General features: G+C 60.5%; 22 protein-coding genes. 15 read left to right on the forward strand and 7 right to left on the reverse strand.

All coding sequences use genetic code 11. The features are described from left to right. The first annotated feature begins 80 nt into the window (after positions 1–80). From P2W41_RS07540 to P2W41_RS07575, 8 genes are all read left to right on the forward strand, one after another. Positions 81–698, forward strand: a complete 618-nt coding sequence (locus tag P2W41_RS07540; protein ID WP_404934743.1) for a TetR family transcriptional regulator C-terminal domain-containing protein — start codon at positions 81–83, stop codon at positions 696–698. A 240-nt stretch (positions 699–938) separates the two neighbouring features. After that, positions 939–1,673, forward strand: a complete 735-nt coding sequence (locus tag P2W41_RS07545) for a hypothetical protein (protein WP_404934744.1) — start codon at positions 939–941, stop codon at positions 1,671–1,673. Beyond that, positions 1,670–2,047 carry a DUF2019 domain-containing protein gene (locus P2W41_RS07550; RefSeq protein ID WP_404934745.1) on the forward strand — a complete coding sequence of 126 codons (378 nt, stop codon included), beginning with the start codon at positions 1,670–1,672 and terminating at the stop codon, positions 2,045–2,047. The genes P2W41_RS07545 and P2W41_RS07550 overlap by 4 nt, the downstream gene beginning before the upstream one ends. A gap of 38 nt (positions 2,048–2,085) precedes the next feature. Beyond that, positions 2,086–2,454 carry a DUF2019 domain-containing protein gene (locus P2W41_RS07555; RefSeq protein ID WP_404934746.1) on the forward strand — a complete coding sequence of 123 codons (369 nt, stop codon included), beginning with the start codon at positions 2,086–2,088 and terminating at the stop codon, positions 2,452–2,454. Positions 2,455–2,535: 81 nt separating this feature from the next. Continuing rightward, on the forward strand, positions 2,536–3,159 hold the full coding sequence (locus P2W41_RS07560) for a hypothetical protein (RefSeq protein WP_404934747.1): 624 nt from the start codon (positions 2,536–2,538) through the stop codon (positions 3,157–3,159). Then, positions 3,156–3,533: a DUF2019 domain-containing protein gene (locus tag P2W41_RS07565; protein WP_404934748.1), complete on the forward strand. Its 378-nt coding sequence runs from the start codon at positions 3,156–3,158 to the stop codon at positions 3,531–3,533. The genes P2W41_RS07560 and P2W41_RS07565 overlap by 4 nt, the downstream gene beginning before the upstream one ends. Before the next feature lie 11 nt (positions 3,534–3,544). Further along, on the forward strand, positions 3,545–3,943 hold the full coding sequence (locus P2W41_RS07570) for a DUF2019 domain-containing protein (protein WP_404934749.1): 399 nt from the start codon (positions 3,545–3,547) through the stop codon (positions 3,941–3,943). A gap of 64 nt (positions 3,944–4,007) precedes the next feature. Beyond that, a complete protein-coding gene (locus P2W41_RS07575; RefSeq protein ID WP_404934750.1) occupies positions 4,008–4,385 on the forward strand; it encodes a DUF2019 domain-containing protein in 378 nt (125 codons plus the stop codon). A gap of 65 nt (positions 4,386–4,450) precedes the next feature. Here the strand turns inward: P2W41_RS07575 and P2W41_RS07580 are convergent, their stop codons facing one another. Then, the gene (locus P2W41_RS07580; protein WP_404934751.1) at positions 4,451–5,092 is read right to left on the reverse strand and encodes a glutathione S-transferase family protein; all 642 of its coding nucleotides are present in this window, start codon (positions 5,090–5,092) and stop codon (positions 4,451–4,453) included. A 178-nt stretch (positions 5,093–5,270) separates the two neighbouring features. On the opposite strand from P2W41_RS07580, the gene P2W41_RS07585 reads away from it, so the two are divergent. After that, on the forward strand, positions 5,271–5,753 hold the full coding sequence (locus P2W41_RS07585) for a CreA family protein (protein WP_404934752.1): 483 nt from the start codon (positions 5,271–5,273) through the stop codon (positions 5,751–5,753). Positions 5,754–5,773: 20 nt separating this feature from the next. Here the strand turns inward: P2W41_RS07585 and P2W41_RS07590 are convergent, their stop codons facing one another. From P2W41_RS07590 to P2W41_RS07600, 3 genes are all read right to left on the reverse strand, one after another. Next, positions 5,774–6,979 (reverse strand): ATP-binding protein, encoded by a 1,206-nt coding sequence (locus P2W41_RS07590; RefSeq protein WP_404934941.1) that lies wholly within the window; start codon positions 6,977–6,979, stop codon positions 5,774–5,776. Positions 6,980–6,999: 20 nt separating this feature from the next. Further along, positions 7,000–7,788, reverse strand: a complete 789-nt coding sequence (locus tag P2W41_RS07595; RefSeq protein WP_404934753.1) for an alpha/beta fold hydrolase — start codon at positions 7,786–7,788, stop codon at positions 7,000–7,002. 214 nt (positions 7,789–8,002) lie between these two features. Continuing rightward, on the reverse strand, positions 8,003–8,434 hold the full coding sequence (locus P2W41_RS07600; protein ID WP_292896514.1) for a PaaI family thioesterase: 432 nt from the start codon (positions 8,432–8,434) through the stop codon (positions 8,003–8,005). A 118-nt stretch (positions 8,435–8,552) separates the two neighbouring features. Here P2W41_RS07600 and paaA point away from each other — a divergent pair, with 118 nt between their 5' ends. The 5 genes from paaA to paaE all read left to right on the forward strand — a co-directional run bounded on the left by paaA (position 8,553) and on the right by paaE (position 12,342). Further along, positions 8,553–9,548 carry a 1,2-phenylacetyl-CoA epoxidase subunit PaaA gene (paaA, locus tag P2W41_RS07605; protein WP_292896512.1) on the forward strand — a complete coding sequence of 332 codons (996 nt, stop codon included), beginning with the start codon at positions 8,553–8,555 and terminating at the stop codon, positions 9,546–9,548. Positions 9,549–9,553: 5 nt separating this feature from the next. Further along, positions 9,554–9,841, forward strand: a complete 288-nt coding sequence (gene paaB / locus P2W41_RS07610; protein WP_292896510.1) for a 1,2-phenylacetyl-CoA epoxidase subunit PaaB — start codon at positions 9,554–9,556, stop codon at positions 9,839–9,841. Further along, positions 9,841–10,614, forward strand: coding sequence for a 1,2-phenylacetyl-CoA epoxidase subunit PaaC (gene paaC, locus P2W41_RS07615; RefSeq protein ID WP_404934754.1), 774 nt, complete (start codon positions 9,841–9,843; stop codon positions 10,612–10,614). The genes paaB and paaC overlap by 1 nt, the downstream gene beginning before the upstream one ends. Before the next feature lie 98 nt (positions 10,615–10,712). Further along, a complete protein-coding gene (paaD, locus tag P2W41_RS07620; protein WP_404934942.1) occupies positions 10,713–11,240 on the forward strand; it encodes a 1,2-phenylacetyl-CoA epoxidase subunit PaaD in 528 nt (175 codons plus the stop codon). A gap of 22 nt (positions 11,241–11,262) precedes the next feature. Next, positions 11,263–12,342, forward strand: a complete 1,080-nt coding sequence (gene paaE / locus P2W41_RS07625) for a 1,2-phenylacetyl-CoA epoxidase subunit PaaE (protein WP_404934755.1) — start codon at positions 11,263–11,265, stop codon at positions 12,340–12,342. A 380-nt stretch (positions 12,343–12,722) separates the two neighbouring features. On the opposite strand, the gene P2W41_RS07630 is transcribed toward paaE, so the two are convergent. The 3 genes from P2W41_RS07630 to P2W41_RS07640 form a co-directional block, all read right to left on the reverse strand. Continuing rightward, complete coding sequence (locus tag P2W41_RS07630) at positions 12,723–14,369, reverse strand: thiamine pyrophosphate-binding protein (protein WP_292896502.1); 1,647 nt, start codon at positions 14,367–14,369, stop codon at positions 12,723–12,725. Next, positions 14,366–15,541 carry a CaiB/BaiF CoA transferase family protein gene (locus tag P2W41_RS07635; protein WP_404934756.1) on the reverse strand — a complete coding sequence of 392 codons (1,176 nt, stop codon included), beginning with the start codon at positions 15,539–15,541 and terminating at the stop codon, positions 14,366–14,368. Before P2W41_RS07635 ends, P2W41_RS07630 begins: the two co-directional genes overlap by 4 nt. Before the next feature lie 90 nt (positions 15,542–15,631). Beyond that, positions 15,632–16,561: an alpha/beta fold hydrolase gene (locus P2W41_RS07640; RefSeq protein ID WP_404934757.1), complete on the reverse strand. Its 930-nt coding sequence runs from the start codon at positions 16,559–16,561 to the stop codon at positions 15,632–15,634. 100 nt (positions 16,562–16,661) lie between these two features. On the opposite strand from P2W41_RS07640, the gene ettA reads away from it, so the two are divergent. Continuing rightward, on the forward strand, positions 16,662–18,311 hold the full coding sequence (gene ettA / locus P2W41_RS07645; RefSeq protein ID WP_404934758.1) for an energy-dependent translational throttle protein EttA: 1,650 nt from the start codon (positions 16,662–16,664) through the stop codon (positions 18,309–18,311). Positions 18,312–18,534: the final 223 nt, after the last annotated feature.

Below are 18,534 nucleotides of genomic sequence, written 5' to 3' on the forward strand. Positions count from 1 at the left end.
CCACAGTGGACTAATCGGCTGGACCAGCTGGGCCGCGCGGCCTGTATCCGCCACGCTTGTTTTGCAGGAGTGCCCACCTGATGGACAAGCCCGCCGCCCGTCCAAAGCGCACCCGCATCCAGCGCGAAAAGCGCGAACTGATCGGCGAGGCCGCGCTGGAGGTTTTTTCCCAGCACGGGTTTCGCGGATCGACCATTGACCAGATTGCCGACGCGGCCGGCATGTCGAAGCCCAATCTCCTCTATTATTTCAAGAACAAGGAGGAGATTTTTGCGACTTTGATTCACCGTCTCATGGAGACCTGGCTTGCCCCCCTGCGCGAGATGGATGCGGCGGGTGATCCGCACACCGAAATCCGCTCCTATATTCGCCGCAAGATCGAGATGTCGCGTGATTTCCCGCGCGAGAGCCGGCTGTTTGCCAATGAGATTCTGCAGGGCGCACCGCGTATCCTGCCGCTGCTTGAAGGCGAATTGAAGGAACTGGTGGACGAGAAAGCCGCGATCATCGCCACCTGGATGCGCGCGGGACGCCTGAAAAAGAGCGATCCCTACCACTTCATTTTCGCCATCTGGGCGACCACCCAGCACTATGCCGATTTCGACGTGCAGGTGCGCGCGGTGTTGGGCGAAAACCGCGGTGGCGAGGGGCGTTTCGAGGATGCCGCGCGGTTTCTGGAGGGGTTGTTTCTGGCCTGAGAAACGGCGCTTATCGAGACGGTTCGTCATGAGGATGCGATAGGGCTGGCCCGTCCGGGGATAAACCCGCGCTCATACCTGCAATCCTGATCTTTTTTCTTTTCCCAAGCATCTGACCAAGCATCTGAATTGTCTTCGGAACGCGCATCGTTCCCCGCATCGCATCAAAAAAATATAGGAATTTTATCCTCGGTGCCCGCTGTGAGCTGATCATAGCCCCGTTGAACGAGGCGGGGTCAGATGGTCAGCGAAGGCGACGAGCGAGAACTTGCCAGGGATTATGCGGCGCTGCGCGCGGCCTATGCCGAAGGCGCATTTCTGATACGGGCGTGGCATTTGCAGGCCTTGCTGGAGGCGCGGGCGAATTTCAATCCCGGTCAGCCGCGTGTTCCGCGTGGTTACCGCTTTGGCGGGCGGTGGGCCGGGCCGGGTGGCGACTGGGGCGGACCTGCACATGACGATGGCCGTGCGAAAATTGTGGCCATCAGCGGCGACCCGGACGAGCCGAAGATCCCCGATAGGAGGCCGGCACGGGCGCGTGAGCGCAATCGGATCGGCCGTGCTTTGACGCAGTATCTACGGTCGCTTCCCCACTCGCGGCAAGCTGACATCATAGAACGGGTCGGTTGGCTCGCGAATGAAGTCGGGCACACGATCCGCTCCTACTTCGATGAGCCGCGCTCTTTGGAGGAACTGAGAGAACGTGCGACAGCACCGAGACCGGGTTATGATATACACCATATAGTTGAAAAGACGCCGGCATATCGTGACGGATTTTCGCGGGAGAAGATCGAGAGCCCCGATAACAAGGTTCTTGTGCCGCGATACATACATTGGGAGATTACGGCCTGGTATGCCACGAAGAATAAGGAGTTGGGCAACATCAGTCTTCGAGAGCATCTCAGAGGAAGCAACTGGAAAACCCGTGAACGCGTTGGCCGTTATGCATTAAGAAAGTTTGGAGTGTTGAGATGAATTCCAAGAAAATCCATTTCAGTGAACAATCGGATGGCCAACTACTTGCACGTGCCGCCGAAATCGGTGTGGCTCAGGATGATGCGCTGTTGGGAAATGAAATTTCCCGTTTCAACAGGCTCTTCGACGAATTAATGGGAATCGAAGAAGAACTGCGTGCGCGGCCAGGAGATCGGCGGCGGCTGTTCATGGAACTTTATGAACATCGAAACATGCAGGTGCGTCTGAATTCCGCCAAGGCGACCCTCGCTATCGCGCCGCAGCAGGCGCGGGCCCTCCTGGAGTGGATTGCGGCATCGAAGCATAATCCGCAGGCTGGCGATGCCGGGATGTGCCTCTGGTTTCTGGATGAAGGAATCTTCGTTCCGGATTAAGGCTACCCTGATGGGTAAGCATCGCAGGAGGGAGCAGCGTGGCGAAGAAGGGAGAAGATGCTTCCGATGAAGCGATGCTGCAACGCTTCATCGAACTGAGCCTGACGCAGCATGAGGCGCTGCTATATCTTGAGACCGGGCCTTACAATCGCGCTTATATGAAAATCAATAAGCTGGTTGAAGAACTGGAAGCGCGCACCGGTGATCAGCGTCATGTTCTGGTCGATCTGTTCGACCATCCAAACCCTCAAGTGCGATTGAATGCAGCCAAATATGCTCATCCTCTTTTCCCCGAGGAGTCCATTCAAGTCGTTCAATCCATCATTGATGCCAAAAAATACCCGCAGGAAGCGCATGCCAGGAGCGCGCTTGATTATCTGATGTTCGGGCCATTGCCCCGAGAATGATGGTTGTCTAGCGTTGTTGACGTAGGACGTCGCTCCTGAGCCCACGGCAATCCATCCGCGAGAGCGCGGTGGATATTGAGATTGCATAAGCAAGTTTCAATCCGCACCAACCCCGTGTTCCGCGTGGTTACCGCTTTGGCGGGCGGTGGACCGGGCCGGGTGGCGACTGGGGCGGCCCTGCACACGACGATGGCCGTGCGAGAATTGTGGCTGTCAGCGGGCGACCCGGACGAGCCGAAGATCCCCCACAGGAGGCCAGCGCGGGCGCGTGAGCGCAATCGGATCGGCCGTGCTGCGGCCCGGTATCTGCGGACGCTTCCGCTTTGGCAGCAGGTTCGCTTTCTCGCGCGGGTCGGCTGGCTGGCTAACGAAGCCGGGCACACGATCCGATCCTACTCTGACGAGCCGCGCGCGCTGGAGGAACTTAAGGGACGTGCGACTTTTCCGAGATCGGGCTATGATATACACCATATAGTTGAGAAAACGCCGGCATATCGTGACGGATTTTCGCGGGAGATGATCGAGAGCCCGCAGAACAAGGTCCTGGTTCCGCGATACAAGCATTGGGAGATCACGGCATGGTACGCTAGGAACAACAAGGAGTGGGGTGGAGTTAGTCCTCGCGCGTATCTCAGGGGAAGAAACTGGGAGGAACGCGAATTGATGGGGCGATATGCGCTGAGAAAGTTTGGAGTGCTGAAATGAAGTCCAAAGCTGCTCGCCTTGCAAACCAGTCAGACGACAGTCTCATCGCGCGTGCTGCGGAAATTGGTGTGGCACAGGACCATGCGCTGCTGGGAAATGAAATTTCCCGCTGCAACAGACTTTTCGATGAGTTGACGGCAATCGAAGAAGAACTGCGCACGCGGCCAGGAGATCGGCGGCGGCTGTTCATGAAACTCTATGAACATCGAAACATGCAGGTGCGTCTGAACTCCGCCAAGGCGACCCTCGCCGTCGCGCCGCAGGAGGCGCGGGCGCTTCTGGAGTGGATCGCGGAATCGAAACATAATCCACAGGCCGGCGATGCCGGGATGTGCCTCTGGGCGCTGGAGGAAGGGATCTTCGTTCCAGAATAAGGCATCCCGGATTGGCAGCCTTGGCAGAAGGGAACAGCGTGGCGAAGAAGGGAGAAAATGTTTCCGTCGACAAGATGCTGCAACGCTTTATCGAACTGAGCCTGACGCAGCATGAGGCTGTGCTATATCTCGAAACACGGCCCTATAATCGCGCTTATCTTGAGATTAAAGGTTTGGCGGAAGAACTGGAAGCACGCCCCGGTGATCAGCGTCATGCGCTGATCGAACTGTTTGATCACGACAATCCTCAAGTGCGGCTGAACGCCGCCAAACATGCCCACCCTCATTATCCGGATAAGGCCATTCAGATTGTTCAATCCATCATTGATGCCAGGACGCTTCCGCAGGAAGTATATGCCAAGGATGTACTTTCATTTCTGATGTATGGGCCACGGTTTGGGCGAAGGTAGAAAGCCGCCGGGAGGAACGCGAATTGATGGGGCGATATGCACTGAGAAAGTTTGGAGTGCTGAAATGAAGTCCAAAGCCGCTCGTCTTGCAAACCAGTCAGACGACAGTCTCATCGCGCGTGCCGCTGAAATTGGTGTGGAACAGGATCATGCACTGTTGGGAAATGAAATTTCCCGTTTCAACAAGCTCTTTGACGAACTGGTGTCGATTAAGAATGAACTGCGTGGGCGGCCAGGAGATCGGCGGCGGTTGTTCATCAAACTCTATGAACATCGAAACATGCAAGTGCGTCTGAACTCCGCCAAGGCGACCCTCGCCGTCGCGCCGCAGGAGGCGCGGGCGCTTCTGGAGTGGATCGCGGAATCGAAACATAATCCACAGGCCGGCGATGCCGGGATGTGCCTCTGGGCGCTCGATGAAGGGATCTTCGTTCCAGACTGAAATCCGGTGAAACCGGTGAACGCAGCCACGCGGCGTCATTTCACCAGCCGACAGAACCCGCAAACTCATCGCCCGCGATAGAGCGCATGCTGCGCGTCGAATGCGCGCTGATAGGCCGGGCGGCTTTTGCCGCGCTCCATATAGGCGCAGAGACTGGCGTGTTTCTCAATGAGTGAACTGCCCTCCAGCCGGCGCAGCACGGTCACCATCATGATGTCGGCCAGGCTGAAATGGCCGCAAAGCCAGTCCCGGTCTGCAAGCGTATCCGAAAGATCCCTGAACCGGAGATCGACCTTTTCGTCGAGGAGGGCAAGGAGTTCACCGAACCAGGGGCGGTCCCGCATCGTATAGCCTGCGGCCTCCCGTTCGACGATGGGTGGCTCTATGGTGTTCAGGGCGGTAAAGAACCAGGAGAGTGCCTTCGCGCGCCCCCGATCATCTTCCGGCAGAAGACCGGCATGTTCGCTGGCAATGTGAAGAAGGATGGCGCCCGTTTCAAACAGGCTCACCGTGCCCGTTTCAAGGGTGGGGATCTGGCCGAACGGCTGGAGCCTGCGATGACTGGGCTCCTTCATTTGCTGGAACGAAACGGTGCGGATATCATAGTCCTGCCCGACCTCCTCAAGCGCCCAGCGCACACGCATGTCGCGGGCATGACCCTGCCCACGGTCGGGTGAATTCTCAAAAACAGTTAGAAGCGGACGCATCCTGTTTCTCCCCTGTCACTGCCCTTCATATTCCGAGGACGCAGGGCAGCGCAGTTTTCCGACATGCGCTTTGGCTGCGCCCGTGTCGTTGGATCGCGGATTTCAGCGACAGGACTTCAATATCGCGCAAATTGCCCCATATGCGCAGAACGCATCGTCGTTACGAAAGGACCAGTCCATGCGCCCTTCCTTCATTGCCGCTTCGTTTCTGATGGCCGCACTTGCCGCGAGCCCGGCCTCTGCCGAGCAGGTGGGTGAGGTGGGCGTGGACTGGCTCGGAAACGACATCGTGATAGAGGCCGTGAGCGATCCCGAAGTGGAAGGTGTCACTTGCCACGTCACCTATTTCGATCGCGGTATGATCGACCGGCTGCAGAAGGGGAACTGGTTCGAAGACCCCTCCAACTCCTCCATTTCCTGTCGTCAGACGGGGCCGATTGTCATCGGTGACATCGATCTTGGCGAGGATGGCGAGGAGGTGTTCAAACAGCGTCAGTCGCTGATCTGGAAGTCGGTTGTGGTCAAGCGTATCTACGACGAGAAGAACGACACGCTGATTTATCTCTCCCACGCCCGCCAGGTGCAGGATGGTTCGGCCAAGATGGCGATCTCGACCGTGCCGCTCTATGGCACCGAGGCGCGATGGGTGAAGGAGGAGTAGGAGGGAAGGGGCCGGTCCTGTCAGGTGGCCTTGGTCGTCTGGGTTGCAGTTTGGGATGCCTTTTGGGGCATTTTGAACAGGAAAGACGTTTCCTTCTCGTCGCTTTCCACTTCCAGCTTGCCCTTGTGGGCGCGGGCGATTTCGGAAGCGATGAACAGCCCGAGACCAAGCCCTTTCTGATGCGCGCGCACTTCGGCGCGTGAGAAGGGCTGGAAGAGCCTGACACGCACGTCAGGAGGAATCGGCCCGCCGGCATTGGTGACGCGGATCGTGAGAACGCCGTTGCTGCACCCGGAGACGACACGAACAGCTTCGCCCTTTGTACCGTGGTCGATGGCATTGCCCACGAGGTTGGAAACGAGCTGGCCGATCCGCCCCTCGTCACATTCGATCGGGTCAGGAAGATCGATCTGAGTTTCAACCCGCGCCGCTTCGCGGCCGGCAACGACCTCGTCCACCACCTGCTGAATGACGGGGCCGAGCTCGACCGCCTTCATCTCCACCGCCATGCCCTTGCCAAGGCGGCTGGCCGCCAGGTCGAGCATGTCATCGATCAGGCTGCTCATGCGCGCAATGCTGGAGCGCATGAGGGTCACCACTTTCTCGCGTTTTTCCGGATCGGGGTCACGAGCCAGAATCTCTGCGCCACTGCGTATCGACGCCAGGGGGTTGCGCAGATCATGACCCAGCACGGCGACAAACTGCTCGCGCAGTTTTGCCGTTTGCCGTTCGTACCAGAGGCCCCGTTCGAGCTTGATCCGTTTTTGCACCGCATTCTCGACTCGTTCCTCCAGCGATGCGTTGAGCGCGGCGAGTTCCTCACGTGCCTTCTCGGCTGCGCGGCGCGCTTCCAGGAGCTCCCGTTCGTACTGCCGGCGTTGCCTGGCGCGAAACAGGGCGACGCGGACAGAGTGGGTGTCGCCCGCCGTGTCACGCACTTCCCGTGCGTTTGCTAGCACTGGCAACGTCGTGCCCGAAGCGTCGGAGAGATCGAGCGCGACCTCGTCGAAAAAACCCTGCATGCGCAGCAGCGGGGCGAAATGGGTTTCATAGAAGATGCGACCAGGCGCACTCAGAATGTCATGGAATGACTTGCCTGCGAGTTCCTCTTTGGAGTAGCCGAGCCAGTCCACGAGGGTTTGATTGGCGCGCAGGATACGGCCACTGGGATGCAGTGAAACATAGGCGCAGGGAGCGTTTTCAAACAGCTCCTCCGGGTCATCCATCGTGTTCTTGTAGGCCACGTTCACAGAAATTCTCTCATGGCCTTGATCACCTCGTCGGGTGCGCTGAGATTTGGACAATGTCCGTAGGCGTCGATAAGAGCCAGTCGCGCATCTGGAAGGTGCTCTTCCACGTATTTCCCCACCTGCTGACCCGCGATCACGTCTTCCTTGCATTGCAGCACGAGACTGGATGTCCGAACCGAGGCCAGATCGGCACGGTTATCGGACAGGAAGGTTGCACGTGCGAATGCGCGGGCAATATCCGGATCGGTCCGGCAGAAGCTGTTCTCAAGCTCTTCTGAAAGCTCGGGGCGATCCGCATTGCCCATGATCAGGGGCGCCATCTGCGCCGACCAGCCCATGTGATTTTCGTCGAGAAACTCCAGGAGCTCTTCCAGTTGCTGGTGCGAAAACCCGCCCTGATAGTCTCCGTCATTGAGATAGCAGGGGGAGGGGCAGACCAGCACAAGCTTCTCGAAATGCTTGGGCGACTTGATCGATGCCAGTGCGCCGATCATGGCGCTCACCGAGTGTCCGACAAAAATACCGTTCTCGACATTTAATGCTTCGCAGATCTCCACCACGTCATCCGCGTAGCCTTCCAGCGTGGCATATCTTTCCTGATCATAAGCACCAAGGTCCGAGCGGCCCGCTCCGACGTGATCGAACAGAATCACCCTGTGATCACGCTCGAATTCCGGAGCAATGAAACGCCACATGTTCTGATCGCACCCAAAACCGTGGGCAAAGATCATCGGTGTTTGGCCGTCACCGCTGATTTTTACGTTATTGCGCTTGATGATCGACATTCAGAACTGACCCATTGTTATCAGGGTGGACCTGCCGCCGCTGGCCAGCCACAGGAGAGATTGCCTGCTGTCGGTGGTGGGGTGCCTCCCTCTATGCATGCTAAGCCATATTTTTCGGGCGCGGAAGCTGGTTGTGGATTTATTGTGTTTCCGTCGCGCAAGTGCGACCGACCCTTGATTCGCTTCCAGCCGCCATCAACTGATGGTCGCGGACTTACTCCAGATAGGCATAGGCGCCGGTCGCGGTGAAGGCGAGGCGGGGGTCGTTCTCCGCGCGCATTTCCACCCGCACATAGGCCATGCGCCTGCCATTCGAAAGTACCTCGACGCGGACCGTGACCGGCCCGGGTTTCAGGGGCCGGATGAAATGCGTGGTCATGTCAACGGTGGTGCAGGTGCGAAAGTGGCCATTGGCGGCGGAAAGCGCTGCCACGGCGCATGTGTCGGCTGCGGAAGCCGTCGCCTGTCCGCAGATCACCCCGCCCACATGCACCAGATCGGCATTTTCCGGAAGGCGGAAATCGACCCCCGTCTCGTCTGCCGATAGCGCTTCGATCGCCAGTGCTTTGATCCACGGAGCGAAGACCGATTGAAGCGTTTCCCTTGCTGCGCCGAGTGCCTGTTCGGCTTCAAACTGAGCGTTCATGTCACTCCGATCCTCAAAAACATGTTACGAAATATTGCCATCATAAGCATTTTTTGTTACACATCAAAGGCGGGCTGACACCCCGTCCCGAGCCGCGCGTGAGCATGGAGGACAAGCGATGTATAGCCAAGGGCTTATCGGCGCGAAAACCGATACAACGGAAGACGAGGCCTTTCTTGCCGCCTTCCAGGCGCGGATCGATGCCGAGGAAAAAATCGAGCCCAACGATCCGATGCCGGAGGGCTATCGCAAGACGCTTGTGCGACAGATCGGCCAGCACGCGCATTCCGAGATCGTCGGCATGCTGCCGGAGGGTAACTGGATCACGCGTGCGCCGTCGCTGCGCCGCAAGGCGGCTTTGCTTGCTAAAGTGCAGGACGAGGGCGGCCACGGGCTCTACCTCTATTCCGCCGCCGAGACGCTGGGCGTCTCGCGCGAGGAGATGACCGAGGAGCTTCTTAGCGGCAAGGCAAAGTATTCCTCCATCTTCAACTACCCGACGCAGACCTGGGCCGACATTGGCGCGATCGGCTGGCTGGTGGATGGCGCGGCCATCATGAACCAGATTCCGCTCTGCCGCTGCTCTTACGGTCCCTATGCGCGCGCCATGATCCGGGTGTGCAAGGAAGAAAGCTTTCACCAGCGTCAGGGCTACGAGATCATGATGACGCTCGCGCGCGGCACGCCAGAGCAGAAGGAGATGGCGCAGGATGCGCTGAACCGCTGGTGGTGGCCCTCGCTCATGATGTTCGGCCCTTCCGACAGCGATAGCCAGCACAGCGACCAGTCGATGAAATGGAAGATCAAGCGCTTCACCAATGACGAACTCAGGCAGAAATTCGTCGATGCGACGGTGCCGCAGGGTGAGTTCATCGGCCTGACCTTCCCTGATCCGGACCTGAAATGGAACGAGGAGAAGGGCGGTTACGATTTCGGCGCTATCGACTGGGATGAGTTCTGGCGGGTGGTGAAGGGGCATGGCCCCATGAACCGCGACCGAATCGCGTCGCGGCAGAAGGCCTGGGATGAGGGCGCATGGGTGCGCGAGGCGGCCCTTGCCCATGCGGAGAAACGCAAAGCCCGCCGCGAGGCGGCAAGAATGGCGGCGGAGTGAGTGACATGACGAAAAACCAGATCCCCCTTTGGGAAGTTTTCATCCGCCCGCGCAACGGGCTGGCGCACAAGCATTGCGGCTCGGTGCATGCCGCCGACGAGGTGATGGCGCTTCAGGCCGCGCGCGATGTCTATACGCGCCGGGGCGAGGGCACATCCATCTGGGTCGTGCCGTCCTCGGCGATCACGGCGTCGGACCCGGAAAACAAGGATGAGAATTTCGAGCCCGCGCTTTCCAAGGTCTACCGTCACCCGACGTTCTACGACATTCCCGAAGATGTGGGGCACATGTGATGGCTGCCGCGTCTTCCCTCTCTCGTGAAACGTTGACGGCGTTCCTGCTGCGGCTTGCCGACGATCATCTGGTTCTCGGCCACCGTCTTTCTGAGTGGTGCGGTCATGCGCCCATGCTGGAAGAAGATCTCGCCATGCCCAACATGGCGCTCGATCTCATAGGGCAGGCGCGTTCGCTCTACCAGTATGCCGGCGCGGTCGAGGGCAAGGGCCGCGATGAGGATCAGCTGGCCTATATGCGCCGCGAGCGTGAGTATGTGAATTGCCTGATGGCCGAGCGCCAGAACGGGGATTTTGCGCACACCATGCTGCGCCAGTTCTATTTTGCGGCTTTCATGCAGCCGCTGTGGCAGGCCATGATGACCTCAACCGACGAGCATCTCGCCGGCATCGCCGCCAAGGCCGAGAAGGAAGTCGCCTATCACATCCGCCATGCCGGCGAATGGGTGGTGCGCCTTGGCGATGGCACGGAAGAAAGCACCCGCCGCATGAAGGCGGCGGTCGAGGCGCTCGCGCCCTATGTGGACGAGCTGTTCGAGAGCGACGAAGTCACCCGCGCCATGGCCGAGGCCGGCATTGCACCTGATCCGAACACCCTGCGGTCGGCTTTTGATGCCATTGTCGGCCCGGTCTTTGCCGAGGCTGGCCTTGAATGGGTGGAAACGCCCTATGGCCAGACCGGTGGCCGTCAGGGGCGCCATGGCGAGGCGCTGGGCTTCCTGCTCGCGGAGCTGCAATACATGCAGCGCACCTATCCGGGGATGACCTGGTGAGCGCGAGGTCGGATAAGGTCGTGACAGCCTCCTTCTCCCCGCAGGCGGGGAGAAGGTCCCGGCAGGGGGATGAGGGGCGAGCCTGCCTCTCGGATGCTGTGCAAAGCCCCTCATCCGACCCTTCGGGCCACCTTCTCCCCGCGCGCGGGGAGAAGGAAGAGCGCGCCTATCGCGCCGCTGCCGCCGTGGTTGATCCGGAAATCCCCGCCGTCACCATTGCCGATCTCGGCATCCTGCGCGGCGTCGAGATGGATGGGGATGTCGCCGTCGCCCGCGTCACGCCCACCTATACGGGTTGCCCGGCGGTGCTTGCCATCGAGCTGGCGGTGGAGACGGCGCTGCGTGAGGCGGGATTCGAGCCGCGTGTCGAGCGCGTGATCTCGCCCGCCTGGACGACGGACTGGATCACGGCAGTGGGGCGGGGAAAGCTGCGCGCTTATGGCATCGCACCACCGGTAAAAGCCTCCAATTCCATTCGCGCCCTGTTTGGCGAGACGGAAGTGGCGTGCCCACGCTGCGGATCGCCTGAGACCGCGCGCATTTCCGAATTCGGCTCCACGGCCTGCAAGGCGCTCTACCGGTGCCAGAGCTGCCACGAGCCTTTCGACTATTTCAAATGTATCTGACCGACCCCAGACCGAGGTGACCATGGCCCCGCGTTTTCACGATCTGAAAGTGGCCTCCATCGAGCGCCAGACCCCCGAAGCCGTGGCGATCGCCTTTGAGATCCCGGCCGATCAGGCCGAGGCTTTTGCCTTCACGCCCGGCCAGTATCTGACGCTCGCCACCGATATCGACGGCACGGAGGCGCGCCGGTCCTATTCCATCTGCTCCGCGCCCGGCGATCCGTATCTGCGCGTCGGCGTGAAGAAGGTGGCCGATGGCCGCTTCTCCACCTTCGTCAACGATGTGCTTTCGGTCGGCGACACGATCCGCGTGATGCCGCCGCAGGGGCGTTTTACCGCGCTCAAGGGCGAGCGCCACGACTACCTTCTGTTTGCCGCCGGCTCCGGCATCACGCCGATGCTCTCCATCGCCCGCACGGTTCTCTCCCACGAGCCCGAGAGCACCATCACGCTGGTCTATGGCAACCGCTCCACCGAGACGATCATGTTCCTTGAGGAGCTGAACGATCTCAAGGACCGCCATATGGGCCGCTTCACGCTGATCCATCTCCTGTCGCGCGAAACGCAGGATGTTGAGCTCCTGAACGGTCGTATCGATGCTGAGCGTGTTGGCGAGCTGGCCACTGGCGGTCTCATCCAGCCCGCCGCCATGGATGGGGTATTCCTTTGCGGTCCGGGGGAGATGATCGATGCGGTTTCCGGCGCGCTTCATGCCATGGGTGTCGAGCGTGACCGCATCCGCTTCGAGCGCTTCACGCCTTCTGGCGAGGCGCCCGCACCGCGCAAGGCGTCGAAGGCCGCGCGCGAAGCGGTTCAGGAGGGTGTTGCGGTCGAAGTCGTGGTCGATGGCGTGCGCCGCAGCTTTTCCATGCAGGATGCCGATGGCACGGTGCTCGACGCCGCGCACAAGGCCGGCATCGAGCTGCCTTATTCCTGCGCCGGCGGCATGTGCTGCACCTGCCGCTGCCGCGTGGTGGAAGGACAGTCGGAGATGGCCGTGAACTTTTCGCTTGAGCCCTGGGAAGTGGAAGCCGGCTTCACGCTCGCCTGCCAGACCCGCCCCACGGCTAAGAAACTGGTTCTCGATTTCGACGCGGCCTGATGACGCGTTCCTTCTCCCCGCAAGCGGGGAGAAGGTCCCGGCGGGGGATGAGGGGCAAGCGCCTGCTCTTATTGATTTCACGCTGCACCCTCCATGCCGCCCCCGCCCTTCGACAGGCTCAGGATGAGGGCTGTGTTGGTGGATGAGCTTTGCTGAGAGCAGCTCTTAGATTTCGAATGGTTTCAAACAGGCTGAGCAATCTTCCAGCCCGTTTCGCACTCTATGCAGAAACCTGCTTACAGTCTCGCCCATTCGGAGCCACAACGGCTGATCTGCCTTCTCCCTCATCCTGAGCATCTTGAGCTTGTCGAAAGGCGAAGGGCGGGGGAGAAGGCACGCGCTGTCAGTGCCGCAGGCTCACGCCCGGCATTCAATAGACCTCAGCGCTTCTCGCGAATATCCGTCAGCGTCTTTGCCGGCGTGATGGCTTCCGGGTCGAGCTTGATCTCGATCAGCGCCGGTTTGCCGCTCGCCTGCGCGCGCTCGAAGGCTCCCGCAAATTCTTCCGTCTTTTCCACCGTTTCGCCATGCCCGCCATAGGCGCGGGCAAGGGCTGCGAAATCCGGGTTGTTGATCGAGGTGCCGGAAACGCGGCCGGGATATTCGCGCTCCTGATGCATGCGGATCGTCCCGTAAATGCCGTTGTTCACCACCACCACGATGATCGGCAGGTTTTCCTGCACGGCGGTGGCGAATTCCTGGCCGTTCATCATGAAGCAGCCATCGCCGGCGAAGGCGAGCACCGGACGTTCGGGAAAGAGCGCCTTGGCGGCCACGGCTGCCGGCGTGCCATAGCCCATCGAGCCCGAAGTGGGCGCGCCTTGCGTGGCGAAACGGCGGAAACGGTGGAAACGATGCACCCAGGTGGCGTAGTTGCCAGCGCCATTGGTGAAGATCGCATCCTCCGGCAGAACGCTTTCCAGATACTCCATGATCGGACCCATCTGCACCGCGCCGGGGCCGGTTTTCGGTGGGGTCGACCAGTCGAGATAGGCCTGATGCAGACGCTCGGTCTCTCCCGCCCATGGCGCATCACCGGGCGTGAGCCCGGCAAACGCCTTGGCGAAGGCTGCCGACGATGCGTTGATGGCAAGCGTGGGGCGATAGACGCGGCCAAGTTCATTGGCGTCGGCGTGCACATGCACCAGCTTCTGGTCGGGATAGGGGCTCTTCATGAGCGTGTAGTCGGAGGACGGCATCTCGCTGAACCGGCCACCGACGAGCAGCACCAGATCGGCATCCTTGATTGCGGCTGCGAGCTTCGGATTGGGGCCGATACCCACATCGCCGGCATAGGAGGGATGCAGATGATCGAACAGCATCTGGCGGCGGAACGAGCAGCCAACGGGCAGGGACCACGCTTCTGCTGCCTTCTCGAAATCGGCAACCGCCTTCTCGTTCCAGCGCGAACCGCCGAGAATGACGAAGGGGCGCCTGGCGTCTTTCAGGAGAGCGGCAAGCTCTTCCATCTCGGCGTTGCCCGGTCGCGTCTCCACTGGTGTGTAGGGCAAGGCCGCCGGCGCATCCACCACGCTGGTCAGCATGTCTTCGGGAAGCGAGATTACCACCGGGCCGGGGCGGCCGGAGGTTGCGACCGAAAAGGCGCGCGACAGGATTTCGGGAATGCGCGCTGCATCGTCTATTTCGGTGGCCCATTTGGCGATAGGCCCGAAGAAGGCGCGGTAATCCACCTCCTGAAACGCCTCGCGTTCACGCGCGTGGCTCGCCACCTGACCGATGAACAGGATCATCGGCGTGGAATCCTGCATGGCGATGTGTATGCCGGGCGAGGCGTTGGTCGCACCGGGCCCGCGCGTGACGAAGCATATGCCGGGCTGGCCGGTCAGCCGTCCGTGGCAGTCCGCCATCATCGCCGCGCCACCTTCCTGACGGCAGACGATGTTGCGGATCTTTGAATCGTGAAGCGCGTCGAGCACCGCCAGATAACTTTCGCCCGGCACGCTGTAAATGCGATCGACGCCGTTGGCTTCGAGGCTGTCGACAATAAGCTGGCCGCCGGTCTTCATTCGCTGTCTTCTCCGATTTCGCGCAGGATCTCTGCCGTGTGTTCGCCAAGCCTCGGGCTTGGCCGCTCATAGGCGAGCGGTGTCTGTGAAAGGTTTATGGGGGAGCGCACCGAGGGCAGGGCCGCGCCGTGTCCGTCGTCGAGGGTAAGCTGCATGCCGCGTGCCTTCACCTGCGGATCATTGAACATTTCCTCAATCGTGTTGATCGGGCTTGCCGGCACCGCATTGGCGTCGAACTTGCCCAGAAGCTCCGCCTTTTCCCAACTCGCCAGTGTGGCGACGATGCGTTCGCGCAATGCCACGCGGTTCGCCACGCGCGCCGGGTTGGTGGCAAAACGTTCGTCTGCCGGCAGATCGTCAAGGCCGACGATCCTGCAGAAGCGCTGGAACTGGCCGTCATTGCCCACGGCGAGGATGATGTGCCCGTCCTTCACCGGCAGCACCTCATAGGGCGCGATGTTCATATGGGCATTGCCCATCTGAACCGGGCTGTTGCCGGAGATCAGGTAGTTCATGTTCTGGTTGGCGAGCACCGCCACCTGGCTGTCAAGCAGCGCCATGTCGATGTGCTGGCCTTCGCCGGTCGCTTCCGCATGGCGCAGCGCTGCCTGAATGGCGATCACCGAGTAGAGCCCGGTGAAGATGTCGCTCACCGCAACGCCCACTTTCTGCGGCTCGCCGCCCGGTGCGCCGGTGATGGACATCAGGCCCGACATGCCCTGAATGATGAAGTCGTAGCCGGCTCGCGGCGCATAGGGGCCGGTCTGACCAAAGCCGGTGATGGAGCAATAGACGAGGCGCGGGTTGATGGCTGTCAGGCTCTCATAGTCGAGCCCGTATTTTTTTAGCCCGCCCAGCTTGAAATTCTCGATCAGAACGTCGGCGGTGGCGATCAGCTTTTTCAGCTTCTCGGCCTCTTCCGGCTTCGAGAAGTCGAGCGCGATCGAGCGCTTGCCCCGGTTGCACGAATGGTAATAGGCGGCCGAAAGGTTCTCGCCATCGGCACCTTCCACGAAGGGCGGACCCCATTTGCGGGTGTCGTCGCCGCCATTGGGGTTTTCGACCTTGATGACATCGGCGCCAAGATCGGCAAGGACCTGGCCTGCCCAGGGGCCGGCCAGAATGCGCGCCAGTTCGATGACGCGAATGCCCTTCAGGGGTGGGTGGTTCATGATTGCCCGCAGCCCTCCAAAACTCATGCCGTTTTGAGGTAGCAAACGGCGGAGCCTCCTTCCAGATGCGCAGAACGCATTATTTTGGCATTAATTGATGAATTTTCCGGCCCAGCGAACGAAACCCTCCATCGCTTTCTCTCGGTCGATCTCGTTGAGAGATTCGTGCCGGAAACCGTCGTAGATCGTTGTTTCCAGATTCGAAAAGCCGTTTTCTCGCAACCGGTTTTCAAGCTTGCGTACGATCTTTCCCCCTTTGGTGGATGGATCTTCGCTGCCGCCGACCAGCATCAAAGGCAATGTCTTGCGGGCCGCCTCCAGTGTTGCGCCATCGGAAGCTTTCAGGCTCAAATCGAACAATGCGCGCCAGATGCCGATAGACACATCCCAGCCTGAAAGGGGATCGGCGAGGTATCTGTCCACTTCGCGTTCATCCCGCGAAAGCCAGTCGGCATCCGTGCGCCGGTCGGGAAAGGCGCGCGCCCAGGTGGCGAAGGTGAGTTTCGGCAGGAGTCGCGAGGGTACATCGGAACCCAGCCGGAAACGTTCCCATGCCAGCACTGCCTTCCCGGCAAGCGCCTCGGCCCGCGTTGCAAGTGGCGCGTTCCAGATCGCCGCGCCAGCGAGGCGGTGGCCATTGCGCAGCGCATAGTTGATCGCGATCATTCCGCCCATGGAGTGGCCGAAAATGATAATCGGAAGACCGGCGTGCTCCTTGGCGATGTGCCTGTGCACGGCCTCTACATCCTTGAGGAGGGTTCCGGCGGTCGCCTTCGGGCCAATCTGGCCGAGCGGCGCGCCCGGTGCCCTGGTCTTGCCGTGACCGCGATGGTCATGCGCATATACGTGGAACCCGCTATCGGACAGAAAATCTGCAAAACCGGCATACCGGGCCGCATGCTCTGCAACCCCGTGGTTGATCTGCACGGCAGCCCGCGCCTTTCTGTTTGTCCGGCGCGTCAGAAGGTGCAGATCAGACCCGGTTGGCGATGCCAGGCGGGTTTCAGCATCGAACCCCATCTTCCCTCCTTGCAGCGGATTGCCCCGCCGCTTCGTTTGGCCTACATACGCTGCGCAACAGGTTCCCCCAATTCGAGTGAGACGGAGCGCGACGAGCCACATGGCACGCCAATTCATCTACCACATGTCCGGCCTCAGCAAGGCCTATGGCTCCAAGAAGGTTCTGGAGAACGTTCACCTGTCCTTCTACCCGGATGCAAAGATCGGCATTCTAGGCCCCAACGGGGCGGGTAAATCGACCGTGCTCAGGATCATGGCCGGCCTCGACAAGGAGTTTACCGGCGAGGCGTGGCTCGCCGAAGGTGCCACCTGCGGTTACCTGCCGCAGGAGCCGCAGCTCGATCCGGCCCTCAACGTTCTGGGCAATGTGATGGAAGGTGTCGCCGCCAAGAAGGCGATCCTCGATCGCTACAACGAACTGATGATGAACTATTCTGACGAGACGGCGGAGGAAGCATCTCGGCTTCAGGACCAGATCGACAGCCAGAACCTCTGGGATCTGGAAAGCCAGGTGGAAATGGCCATGGAGGCTCTGCGCTGCCCGCCGGGCGATGCGTCCATCGACAATCTTTCCGGCGGTGAGAAGCGCCGCGTCGCACTCTGTCAGCTCCTGCTCCGCCAGCCTGACCTGCTTCTGCTCGATGAACCGACCAACCATCTTGACGCCGAAACGACGGCATGGCTTGAAAAGCACCTGCGCGAATATCCCGGTGCCGTGCTGATCATTACCCATGATCGCTACTTCCTCGACAACGTCACCGGCTGGATTCTCGAACTCGACCGTGGTCGGGGCATTCCCTATGAGGGCAACTACACCGCCTATCTGGAAGCCAAGGCCAAGCGCATGGCGCAGGAAGGTCGCGAAGAGGCTTCACGCCAGAAGGCACTTGCGCGCGAGCGCGAATGGATGGCGGCCAGCCCCAAGGCCCGCCAGGCCAAGTCGAAAGCCCGTATCCGCGCCTATGACGAGCTGGTGCAGTCGGCCGCCGACCGGCGACCCGGCGACGCACAGATCATCATTCCGGCCGGTGAGCGGCTTGGCAATGTGGTGATCGAGGCCGAAGGGCTCACCAAGGGCTATGGCGACCGCCTGCTGATCGACAATCTCGAGTTCAAGCTGCCGCCCGGCGGCATTGTCGGCGTCATCGGCGCCAACGGCGCGGGCAAGACCACGCTCTTCCGTATGATCACCGGTCAGGAGAAGCCCGACGGTGGCGAGATCCGCATCGGCGATACGGTCAAGCTCGGCTATGTCGACCAGAGTCGCGACGCGCTCGACCCCAACAAGACGGTCTGGGAGGAGATTTCCGGCGGCAGCGACATCATAAGGCTGGGCGCGCACGAAGTGAACAGCCGCGCCTATTGCTCATCCTTCAATTTCAAGGGCGGCGATCAGCAACAGAAGGTAGGCACGCTTTCAGGCGGTCAGCGCAACCGCGTTCACATGGCCAAGCTGCTCAAGGAAGGCGGCAATGTGCTCCTGCTCGACGAACCGACCAACGATCTCGACACCGAGACGCTGGCCGCTCTCGAAGATGCGCTGGAAAACTTTGCCGGCTGCGCCGTTATCATCTCGCATGACCGCATGTTTCTCGACCGTCTGGCCACCCACATCCTCGCCTTCGAGGGCGACAGCCATGTGGAATGGTTCGAGGGCAACTTCGAGGATTACGAGCAGGACAAGATCCGCCGCCTCGGCCCCGACAGCGTCAATCCGAAGCGGGTGACCTACAAGCGACTGACGCGGTAGACAGATGGAACCTGGTCGGTAGAATATATGTGAGGGGGCTTCGGCCCCTTCATCTTTTTGACATTTACACTCTGTTTGAGTGTTTCAATCAGTATCGGATCGTGAACGTCCGCAGTCGTGTTTCCTTGACACTATGGCGTTTCAGCGTAAATCCGCCCAAGAAGGCAAACACAGGCACGGACCATGTTGCGCACCGGCGAGCCAGAGGCTTCAGTTTTCGCAC

Source organism: Nitratireductor sp. L15S-10, from assembly GCF_045011005.1.
Taxonomy (GTDB): Bacteria; Pseudomonadota; Alphaproteobacteria; order Rhizobiales; family Rhizobiaceae; genus Nitratireductor.

Excerpts from the sequence above, each read along its gene's own strand:
- P2W41_RS07580 (WP_404934751.1), bottom strand. The coding sequence starts at position 5,092 with ATGCGTCCGCTTCTAACTGTTTTTGAGAATTCACCCGACCGTGGGCAG.
- P2W41_RS07575 (WP_404934750.1), top strand. The coding sequence starts at position 4,008 with ATGAAGTCCAAAGCCGCTCGTCTTGCAAACCAGTCAGACGACAGTCTC.
- P2W41_RS07585 (WP_404934752.1), top strand. The coding sequence starts at position 5,271 with ATGCGCCCTTCCTTCATTGCCGCTTCGTTTCTGATGGCCGCACTTGCC.
- paaB (WP_292896510.1), top strand. The coding sequence starts at position 9,554 with ATGACGAAAAACCAGATCCCCCTTTGGGAAGTTTTCATCCGCCCGCGC.
- P2W41_RS07565 (WP_404934748.1), top strand. The coding sequence starts at position 3,156 with ATGAAGTCCAAAGCTGCTCGCCTTGCAAACCAGTCAGACGACAGTCTC.
- P2W41_RS07550 (WP_404934745.1), top strand. The coding sequence starts at position 1,670 with ATGAATTCCAAGAAAATCCATTTCAGTGAACAATCGGATGGCCAACTA.
- P2W41_RS07630 (WP_292896502.1), bottom strand. The coding sequence starts at position 14,369 with ATGAAGACCGGCGGCCAGCTTATTGTCGACAGCCTCGAAGCCAACGGC.
- paaC (WP_404934754.1), top strand. The coding sequence starts at position 9,841 with ATGGCTGCCGCGTCTTCCCTCTCTCGTGAAACGTTGACGGCGTTCCTG.
- P2W41_RS07540 (WP_404934743.1), top strand. The coding sequence starts at position 81 with ATGGACAAGCCCGCCGCCCGTCCAAAGCGCACCCGCATCCAGCGCGAA.
- P2W41_RS07635 (WP_404934756.1), bottom strand. The coding sequence starts at position 15,541 with ATGAACCACCCACCCCTGAAGGGCATTCGCGTCATCGAACTGGCGCGC.
- ettA (WP_404934758.1), top strand. The coding sequence starts at position 16,662 with ATGGCACGCCAATTCATCTACCACATGTCCGGCCTCAGCAAGGCCTAT.
- P2W41_RS07590 (WP_404934941.1), bottom strand. The coding sequence starts at position 6,979 with ATGGATGACCCGGAGGAGCTGTTTGAAAACGCTCCCTGCGCCTATGTT.
- P2W41_RS07640 (WP_404934757.1), bottom strand. The coding sequence starts at position 16,561 with ATGGGGTTCGATGCTGAAACCCGCCTGGCATCGCCAACCGGGTCTGAT.
- paaA (WP_292896512.1), top strand. The coding sequence starts at position 8,553 with ATGTATAGCCAAGGGCTTATCGGCGCGAAAACCGATACAACGGAAGAC.
- P2W41_RS07600 (WP_292896514.1), bottom strand. The coding sequence starts at position 8,434 with ATGAACGCTCAGTTTGAAGCCGAACAGGCACTCGGCGCAGCAAGGGAA.
- paaE (WP_404934755.1), top strand. The coding sequence starts at position 11,263 with ATGGCCCCGCGTTTTCACGATCTGAAAGTGGCCTCCATCGAGCGCCAG.
- P2W41_RS07545 (WP_404934744.1), top strand. The coding sequence starts at position 939 with ATGGTCAGCGAAGGCGACGAGCGAGAACTTGCCAGGGATTATGCGGCG.
- P2W41_RS07595 (WP_404934753.1), bottom strand. The coding sequence starts at position 7,788 with ATGTCGATCATCAAGCGCAATAACGTAAAAATCAGCGGTGACGGCCAA.